This window comes from Halorubrum rutilum (genome assembly GCF_042665015.1).
In the GTDB taxonomy this organism is placed as follows: domain Archaea; phylum Halobacteriota; class Halobacteria; order Halobacteriales; family Haloferacaceae; genus Halorubrum; species Halorubrum rutilum.
The window spans coordinates 1-8066 of record NZ_JBHTBL010000017.1 but is presented as its reverse complement, the minus strand read 5'-3'; the positions used below and the strand labels follow the sequence as shown (position 1 = coordinate 8066).

Annotated in this window: 10 protein-coding genes and 1 pseudogene; 7 read left to right on the top strand and 4 right to left on the bottom strand. The window is 53.6% G+C overall.

Annotated elements, in window-relative coordinates:
- Positions 1–195: 195 nt before the first annotated feature.
- Positions 196–555 carry a DUF7471 family protein gene (locus ACFQMF_RS15130; RefSeq protein WP_379792255.1) on the bottom strand — a complete coding sequence of 120 codons (360 nt, stop codon included), beginning with the start codon at positions 553–555 and terminating at the stop codon, positions 196–198.
- A gap of 115 nt (positions 556–670) precedes the next feature.
- Here ACFQMF_RS15130 and ACFQMF_RS15125 point away from each other — a divergent pair, with 115 nt between their 5' ends.
- The 3 genes and pseudogenes from ACFQMF_RS15125 to ACFQMF_RS15115 form a co-directional block, all read left to right on the top strand.
- Positions 671–1174: a winged helix-turn-helix transcriptional regulator gene (locus tag ACFQMF_RS15125; protein WP_379792256.1), complete on the top strand. Its 504-nt coding sequence runs from the start codon at positions 671–673 to the stop codon at positions 1172–1174.
- A 96-nt stretch (positions 1175–1270) separates the two neighbouring features.
- Positions 1271–1957 (top strand): SCO family protein, encoded by a 687-nt coding sequence (locus ACFQMF_RS15120; protein ID WP_379792253.1) that lies wholly within the window; start codon positions 1271–1273, stop codon positions 1955–1957.
- 58 nt (positions 1958–2015) lie between these two features.
- Positions 2016–2228, top strand: a pseudogene (locus ACFQMF_RS15115) (RNA-guided endonuclease TnpB family protein); the annotation flags it as partial.
- A 123-nt stretch (positions 2229–2351) separates the two neighbouring features.
- Here the strand turns inward: ACFQMF_RS15115 and ACFQMF_RS15110 are convergent.
- Both ACFQMF_RS15110 and ACFQMF_RS15105 read right to left on the bottom strand, forming a co-directional pair.
- The gene (locus tag ACFQMF_RS15110; RefSeq protein WP_379792251.1) at positions 2352–3152 is read right to left on the bottom strand and encodes a sulfite exporter TauE/SafE family protein; all 801 of its coding nucleotides are present in this window, start codon (positions 3150–3152) and stop codon (positions 2352–2354) included.
- A 361-nt stretch (positions 3153–3513) separates the two neighbouring features.
- A complete protein-coding gene (locus tag ACFQMF_RS15105) occupies positions 3514–4218 on the bottom strand; it encodes a type 1 glutamine amidotransferase (protein ID WP_379792249.1) in 705 nt (234 codons plus the stop codon).
- A gap of 224 nt (positions 4219–4442) precedes the next feature.
- Here ACFQMF_RS15105 and ACFQMF_RS15100 point away from each other — a divergent pair, with 224 nt between their 5' ends.
- Positions 4443–4823 carry a helix-turn-helix domain-containing protein gene (locus ACFQMF_RS15100; RefSeq protein WP_379792247.1) on the top strand — a complete coding sequence of 127 codons (381 nt, stop codon included), beginning with the start codon at positions 4443–4445 and terminating at the stop codon, positions 4821–4823.
- 87 nt (positions 4824–4910) lie between these two features.
- Here ACFQMF_RS15100 and ACFQMF_RS15095 read toward each other — a convergent pair whose 3' ends face one another.
- Entirely contained in the window at positions 4911–5915 is a 1005-nt protein-coding gene (locus tag ACFQMF_RS15095; RefSeq protein ID WP_379792245.1) for an arsenic resistance protein, read from the bottom strand.
- Positions 5916–6183: 268 nt separating this feature from the next.
- Here ACFQMF_RS15095 and ACFQMF_RS15090 point away from each other — a divergent pair, with 268 nt between their 5' ends.
- The 3 genes from ACFQMF_RS15090 to ACFQMF_RS15080 all read left to right on the top strand — a co-directional run.
- Entirely contained in the window at positions 6184–6966 is a 783-nt protein-coding gene (locus ACFQMF_RS15090; protein ID WP_379792243.1) for an HAD-IIA family hydrolase, read from the top strand.
- Between the two features lie 290 nt (positions 6967–7256).
- On the top strand, positions 7257–7778 hold the full coding sequence (locus tag ACFQMF_RS15085) for a hypothetical protein (protein WP_379792241.1): 522 nt from the start codon (positions 7257–7259) through the stop codon (positions 7776–7778).
- Positions 7779–7869: 91 nt separating this feature from the next.
- A partial coding sequence (locus ACFQMF_RS15080) for a YgaP family membrane protein (RefSeq protein WP_379792239.1) occupies positions 7870–8066 on the top strand: 197 nt, incomplete at its 3' end.

Genomic DNA, 8066 nt, shown 5'->3' with positions numbered 1-8066 from the left:
AACATCAAACGCCTCGTCAAACAGTGAATTCCAACGCCTTACAGCGATTCAACACGGCCCTATGAGGCGATCGATCGCACCCTGATCGAAGGGATTCGACAGGCGGAAAACTGAGTGGACGAACCGGACGGACCGAGAGGGAGGCGATCATTGATTGTCGCAGCGCGGGCACCGTTGCGATTGGGTCTAGTCGAGTCAGTCCGCGGTGGTGCTGTCATGGAGCGAGCCCGGCGCGTACGCGTACACGGCATACAGAACCATCGCGGCAATCAGGAAATCGAGGCTGTGTTCGACGAAGTGATGAATCGGCATCGGGACGATCCCTAACACGGTCCCGGCACCGACCAGTGACCGCAGAACAAGCACACCGATCGCGGCGCTAATCAGTCGGTACTGGCCGGTTTGGCGGCGTCGATACGCGACGAGACTCACGAGAAACAGCGCACCGGTTCCGATCCCGGCGCATGCGATGACGGCCAGTAGCACGGGCGACCCTTGGACGGTGAGTGGCACAAGCGCCGGGAAGACGGTCCGGGAAATGAGCGATGCGATCACGACACCGGCCAGTATACGTTAGGAGTAATAAGAAGACACGGGATGAAACGTTCCCGTCCGAGTGGAACGCCCCGACAGATTTTATCACTCAGTCGATTACGAGCGAATACTCACGATGGCGACGACCAGAGATCGGGTGCGACGACACGTCCGCGAGACGCCCGGCGTCCACTTCAACCAGGTGGAACGCGATCTGGACATCGCCACCGGACAGGCGCAGTATCACCTCCGGCGGCTGGTGAACAATGAGGAGTTGGTTGTCGAACGGATCGGTGGTCGAGCGCACTACTTCGATCCCACCTTCGACCCGTGGGAACGACGCGCGCTCGCATTTCTCCGACGTGAGACCGCGCGCAATATCGTCCTGCGGCTCCATGCGGACGGTCCTCTTCGCCCGGAAACACTCACCACAGAGTTGGACCTCGCGCGGAGCACGGTCTCGTGGCACGTCTCGAACCTCAGCGACGCGGGAATCGTCACGAAGTCCGACGACCGGCCGATGACGATCACGCTGACCCGCCCGGACCGCACGGCTGCGTTGCTTGAGGTGGTGTCGCCCTCGCTGCCAGACCGGCTTGTCGACCGGTTCATTCGGACCGTCGACAGCCTCTTCGAGTGAGAAGCTGACTGGCCGGACCCACTCAGATTGGACGCAATCGACGCGTTCGAGGGTCACACCAGATACCTCAAGACCGCGGGACCGATACGCGAACGTATGGACCGACGGAGTTTCTGTAAAACTGCTGGCGTCGCAGGAGTCACCGCCGGCACTGCCGGCTGTCTTGGCGTTCTTGGCACTAGTGGCGCCGAAGGAACCGTTCTCGGACCACCAGAGCGAGACCTCAGCGAGGCGTCATTCCCGAGCCACGGTGACGAAATGCCTGAGTTCACCGTCCCCGATCCGATCCGCGGCGAAGAGATATCGACGGCCCAGTTCGAAGGGGAACGCGCGGTGCTGTGGACATCATTTTACACCAACTGTCCGGACGGAGTGTGTCCAGCACTTATTCTCCGACTCCGTCGTGGGCAGGAAGTTGCCGCCGAGGAGGGGTACGGTAACCAAGTCGCATTTCTCCCTATCACGTTTGATCCCGAACGTGACACCGCAGAGACACTTCGTGAGTACGCCGCGCAGCAGGGGGTCAACCTCGATGCAGGTAACTGGCACTTCCTTCGCCCAGAGACCTATGACCGGGCCCAAGAGATACACGATGAGCACTTTGGTCTGAAGATCGAGAAGCAACCGGCAGACGACATCGAGAATCTTGAGTATCGTTTCCCGCACTACGGGCTCATCATCCTCGCCAATAAGCAAGGGATCATCGAACGGGCGTACACACGGGGCCCGCGAACCGACATCGAACGGCTCGTCGACGACCTCGAACGAGTGGCCACCGCGTGACAGTTCTTTGGTTCCGGGAGGTCAACTACCGTCCTTTTCGGCATCGTAGTTGTTGATATGTACGAACGACGCTTGCTGGGTGGGCGAGTACCAAGCGGACGTGAACGGAGCGGTGAACATCGCAGACCGCTACCTCAGCGGAGAGAGTCGTTCCAGAGAACACCCGAACGACGATGACTCGGCTGAGGATGGGGCGCGTTTGACCGCGCCACAAGACAGCCAAGCCGATGCTGAAGTCCAGCAAGCGACGCTTGGAACGTATGCGTCTTGAAACCGTAGGGTCGGGCGAACGCTCGGCCCGAAATCCCGTGGCGGGATTCCCGCATCTTCAGGCGCGGGAGGAGGTCAATGGAGCCTGTCGCCTGTCTTGAGTCATTAAAGATCCAGTGCTCGGTCAGTGCGCCATTGCGCCCCCGAGTGGCTGGTAATGCGGGAACATCGGGTGGGGAAGGTGAACACCGAGTGCCATCAATCCGTGCGCGAACAGCACGTATCCTAACACGACGAACACCAGACCAAGTAGCCGATGAACGCGTCGCCGGTGAGCAACGTCGATCGACTGGATAATCGTCCCATAGAGGAAGACGGCCGGAATCGTCCCAATACCGAGGGCACCGAGAGCGATTCCACCGGTGATCGGAGAGCCACTCGCGAAGGCGAACAGATACGCGGGATACAGCATCGGGCAAGGAAGAAACGTATGGACGGCTCCGAGACCAACAATGCTCGGGCTGTTGACGTGCCGGTGAACTCTCGTTGCGAGCCACGATGTGACGTTCTGGACGCCAGGGATACGAATATCGCCCCCGCTTCCACCGATGACGTACCGAAAGCCTGTCGCCACGATGAATCCTCCGACCGCAAGACCGACAACACCTCGCAGGAGGTCAGCGATCGGTGTCAGCTGGTCAGCAGTGACGAACACGACGCTCCCAAGCGCGCCGAAGGCAGCCCCAAGAATCGCGTAGGTGGTCGCTCGGCCGGCATTGAACAGGAAGTGCTGGCGAACCTCGTAGGTTGTAAGATGACTGGCACGTCCGTCGTTGGCCGTCACCGTTCCTCCGTCAGACTGCGGCGTCATCTGCTTCGAATACATTGTCACAAGTGGCCCGCACATCCCGATACAGTGTGCGCCGCCGAGCACACCGATGAGAACAAAAAGTACAACATCAATTCGAAGAAGTGACTCGATCATAGCCTTCCTCGGTTGCGTACGGGCTTGTGTCGTCTGGTGTACCTCTCGAAGGAGAGGGTTCAGACACTAACGAACAGAAGGGATCGATACCATCCACCGAGATGTATTTATTATGCTCTGTTGAATCCCATGACGGCACGAGGATCACGATCTCTGAAGAAGCGATCATCTCACTCTTCATCGTCGAGGAGTTGGATCGATTTACCCAGTGACCTTGGTCCTCGCTCTCTCTGCCAAGATTCTATTTCCGAATTCTCTTGACAGCGGTTCTGAACAGCGTACAGAATGATTCAGACCTGTCGCCTTCTGCGGATTCAACAGAGAAGTTTATTGTGGGCAGCCAATCTCAGCATGACTACAGTCAGATCTGCTGGACAGGCTGGTGAGTTTCGACAAGGCCTCGGAAGTTTTCGAAGATTTTCTTGCTTTCTCGTGCCGCCTCAACTGATTCATCGGTGATTCCATCAAGAACGGAGCGTATCCGTTCGTCTGGGAGGTTTTTCCTCTCGGTCACCCAAACCGCAGTCTCGCGGTCGTACTCGGGGTGGAACTGCACGCCGTAGGTGCTTCCGACGCGGAAGGCTTGTACCCCGTAGTTATTGCGTGCGAGGGTCGTCGCACCCGGGGGGAGCTCTGCGACTCGGTCAGAGTGGGTTTCAAAACTGGTGAATTCATCAGCGAACTCTTCGAAAAGAGGATCGTCCCCAAGGCGTCTGATCCGCTCGTATCCGAGCTCATACTCACCCATATCAACGACACGTCCGCCTAACGCCTGTGCGAGGAACTGGTGGCCCCAACAAATACCGAGAATTGGGATGCCAACGTGGTGAACCCGGCGAACCCACTCTGTCGCCTCGTGAATCCAGTCATAATCATCGTATACTGAGGTCTGAGATCCACTAATGATGATACCATCGAACTCCCATTCGGACGCAGATTTCGACGGCGGGAACTCGCCTTCACTTAGCTTGTATACGGTAATATCCGCATCAAGCTCTCGACGCAGGTTCGCTTCTGCAGGAGTATCACCAATCGATGCATCGATTACTCCGAGTGCTACGCTCATATTCTCTTTTAGATACGCTACAGACAATAATACTTGTGAGTAGTGCAATATACATACATAACCACTCTACGCAGAGTTAGACCACATTTCCTCCTAGTTGATTAATCCATCAGTATTGGGAGCTATGCTGCTAAATACAAATTCAATTAACGATTATCAGATTTATACTATTGGTCGTTTCTCACATAACTACTAACTGATCTCAGTACATAGATTATTACTGTATGATCGATTCCATTTCCGAACAACTTGAGCGGGAAATGGCATGTGAGGCTTTACTTAGCTGTTTTTATGACCACACCGAGCTGGACAAAGAATGTTATCAGCAAATTGCGTCGTCGAGTGAACCGCTCACGGTGGACGATGTCGCGGAAAAAATCAGCTGTGGCCGCTCAACGGTGTATCGATCTATTCAGCGGCTACTCAGAACCGGGCTTATCGAAGAAGAACAGATAAATTACGATGACGGCGGCTACTATCACCAATATTCTGTCACGGATCCAAAAGAGGCCGCCAGCGATATGTATAGAACACTCACCAACTGGTACGTGAAAATGGACCAACTCATCAGCGACTTCGATGAAATATGTAATAAAACTGAATGACCTAGTATGAGGAATTGATCCTGTTGGCGTGTCTGTCACACCAAATCTCTCGTCGGGTGTTCAATCTTCGGGATAAAATGTTGCGACTTAGATAATCTGTGTGATTACTTCGCGTATGGAGAGACCCTCGTCAACGATGTCACGCCGGTAATGCATATAGACTGCACCTAATGGTGGTTGTATAACATAGGCGAGTGCTATCGGCAGAATCGCGGCGGGAGGGACTGTATCTGCGGCAACGACGACGGCCAATGCGATCGAAAGATTGCGCATACTGGTAGCATAGACCAGCGCAATCCCACGTGCAGGGTCAAGCAGGATCTGGCCCAAGCCTGCAGCGCTCCCGATGATTAATGCGTAAAAGACCACTAAGGGGATAACTGTGCTTATTGATGTAATCGGATCTGCGAGGATCTGAGTGGACCGCATTGTCATCGCCACGAACACAATTAGCATCACACCAAGCGATGATAATCCTCCGAACACAGGTTTGAGTTGTTTAAATTCTCTTGTAGTGTACCGCCAGAGTAACACCCGTCGAGTGAGATTTCCAGCAATCATTGGCACGACGACGATCTGTGCGAGTTGTTGATATAGCGCTGAGGGATCGAATCCAACGTTGGCAGGCACAAGCACCGATAAATACATTGGGAGAATCACGACTGCAGCTAGTAGGTTAACCGCCATCGCAACGAGTGCTGCTTCCAGATCACCATCAGCGAGGCCAGTCCACGCGGCAGTCATCCCAGAGGTGGGGATAAGCGCAATAAAGTATAGACCGATAGCATACTCAATGTTTCCACTAAAGAATCCACGTGCAAGACCGACCGCCAGTATCGGAGCTAACCCAAAGTTAACTAGTAGACTTAGCCCAACCGGTCCAGCGTGCTCACGAACTTTGATGACCTCCTGAAGATCGATGTTGATCATCATCGGATAGATCATCAGTAATAGAATCGGGATAACTGCGGCCTCTAACATGGCTGTTGTCTTCGAGCTCGCAACCTGGCCAAACGCGAGACCAGTAGCCAGTGATGCGACGACGACGAAAATGAGATTCTCTTTGATGCTGCTGAGTAGTGTGCGTATCATGATGTAGTCGCGAGTGTGTGGTTCACTTGCTTGGGAACCTCTTCATTCGCTTCAGTCAGGAGCGTTTCTCTCGGTTCAGACTGGTGTTTGACGACACGCACACAGGATCTGTTTCAAATGCCATACCGCAAATTAGTCATTATTTCATAAAAATGTAATGGAAGCACAATTCTACAATCAACACTGAGAATATCAAGCCAAGTAATATTCAGGTCTATTTATAGGGGAAATATAATCTACTACTGGCGACAAACATTCTACTAGGAAGATGCCTGATACAGAGGAACAACCCGAAGCGTGGCTCCTTGACATGGATGGGGTACTAATCCATGAGGAGGTTGCTCTCCCGGGGGCTGAGGAGTTCATCGGTCGTCTTCAGGAACAAAAACAGGAGTTTCTGGTACTCACCAATAATTCAATTTACACACGACGTGACCTATCGGCACGCCTTTCAGATGTCGGTCTCAACGTCCAAGAAGAACAAATCTGGACTTCGGCCGTGGCTACAGCACAGTTTCTGTCAAATCAGGTTCCAAATGCGTCGGCCTACGTTATTGGTGAAGCCGGACTGAAGACCGCACTCCACAAAGTCGGCTACACTCTGACCGATACCAACCCAGATTTTGTTGTTCTCGGTGAGAGCCGCACGTACTCATTCCAGAATATCACGCGGGCCGTCCAACTAATCGACCAAGGCGCACGGTTTGTCGCAACGAATCCGGACGCGACAGGACCCTCGCCAGAAGGTCCGCTTCCGGCTACTGGCTCTGTTGCCGCGCTCCTCACGGAAGCCACTGGAAAAGAACCGTATTTCGTTGGAAAGCCCAATCCGGTCATGATCCGAAGTGGACTAAACCGAATTGGAGCACACTCTGCATCCACAGCGATGGTAGGGGATCGCATGGACACTGATGTTGTGGCCGGTATTGAGGCTGGCTTGACCACGTACCTCGTGCTTACTGGATCGACCGACCGAGACGAACTCACAAGGTTTGCGTATCGGCCGGAGGATGTCGTCGACTCAATTGCTGAGTTGATTGAGTATATCTGAGAGTACTATTCGTACTGAGTGGGTCCATTGCCGCTCATCATGTCCTAGGCGCTTAAATTATAACAGCTGTGTCGGCTACCTCGATTCTACCAGGCCTTGAGTAGGTTCCGGCGACCGTACTGTATGGAAAGTACGTCTCCTAAACAAAATTATTTTTTCAGCGCTGTCCGGTCACTTGGCTCCCCAGCATGAAGTGGAACAGTCATCAAAACGGGCTGTGTTGAATTGCCATACAGCAGCGAGGTAGGCCGCTAAATCAAAGGAGTTGAAGCGGGAGAATGCGATTGTTCATGACGCAGTTCTTCATCTTCATCGGGGAAGTTGTCCCGGTTGCTCAAAGAGTTACTGGCGATGGAGGCGAATCCGCTGACCCAGAAGGTGGCGGCGGATTCGTCGACTATGCACTCGTTTCCCTTCACCGTCTGCGGATTTACCTCGATTCATCGTACCGCATGACGATCGACCTGCTCAAAGAGATGTCACAAATAACCGGAGAGATCGGCCTCAACGCGGCCGATCTGCGGTCTCTCGCCGCTTATAAAGGATACGACAAGCAATCGCTTCGTGAAGGATTACGCGAACTCGGCATCAGACCGCTGATCAAGCACAGTATCTTCGCTCCGTACGACCACGCGCACAACGCCAGAATCGACGATAACCGCTACAATCAGCGCCCTATGACTGGAACTGTGAACTCGGCTGTGAAGCGCTCGCTTGGCTTCGCCGTGCGAGCGCGCTCGTGGTTCCGTGAGTTCAGTGAGATTGCGCTAATGTGTGTCGTCTATAACATCAAACGCTTTGTCAAACAGTGAATCTCTACGTCTTACAGCGATTCAACACAGCCTATATCGGTGATTGCTTCGCCGATAGACTTAATATATTGTGTGTTTTTAACAATATTGTATGGGAAAAACGTGTCAACTACAAGTGCGCCGTCTCGCCGGTGGAATAGCATTGCTTGGACTCACGCTCGGGACATTCGTATCACGATGGTTCTTATTGCTCGTCGGGTTTGTTGGTCTTAATCTCATCCAAAGCAGTTTCACAGACATCTGCCCGGCAGAACACCTTCTCCCAAGGTGTGAAACGAACACTGAGGC

What these genes read in the sequence shown, in the direction of transcription:
- ACFQMF_RS15125 (WP_379792256.1), top strand. Translation starts at nt 671, where the DNA reads ATGGCGACGACCAGAGATCGGGTGCGACGACACGTCCGCGAGACGCCC.
- ACFQMF_RS15120 (WP_379792253.1), top strand. Translation starts at nt 1,271, where the DNA reads ATGGACCGACGGAGTTTCTGTAAAACTGCTGGCGTCGCAGGAGTCACC.
- ACFQMF_RS15100 (WP_379792247.1), top strand. Translation starts at nt 4,443, where the DNA reads ATGATCGATTCCATTTCCGAACAACTTGAGCGGGAAATGGCATGTGAG.
- ACFQMF_RS15090 (WP_379792243.1), top strand. Translation starts at nt 6,184, where the DNA reads ATGCCTGATACAGAGGAACAACCCGAAGCGTGGCTCCTTGACATGGAT.
- ACFQMF_RS15110 (WP_379792251.1), bottom strand. Translation starts at nt 3,152, where the DNA reads ATGATCGAGTCACTTCTTCGAATTGATGTTGTACTTTTTGTTCTCATC.
- ACFQMF_RS15085 (WP_379792241.1), top strand. Translation starts at nt 7,257, where the DNA reads ATGACGCAGTTCTTCATCTTCATCGGGGAAGTTGTCCCGGTTGCTCAA.
- ACFQMF_RS15095 (WP_379792245.1), bottom strand. Translation starts at nt 5,915, where the DNA reads ATGATACGCACACTACTCAGCAGCATCAAAGAGAATCTCATTTTCGTC.
- ACFQMF_RS15105 (WP_379792249.1), bottom strand. Translation starts at nt 4,218, where the DNA reads ATGAGCGTAGCACTCGGAGTAATCGATGCATCGATTGGTGATACTCCT.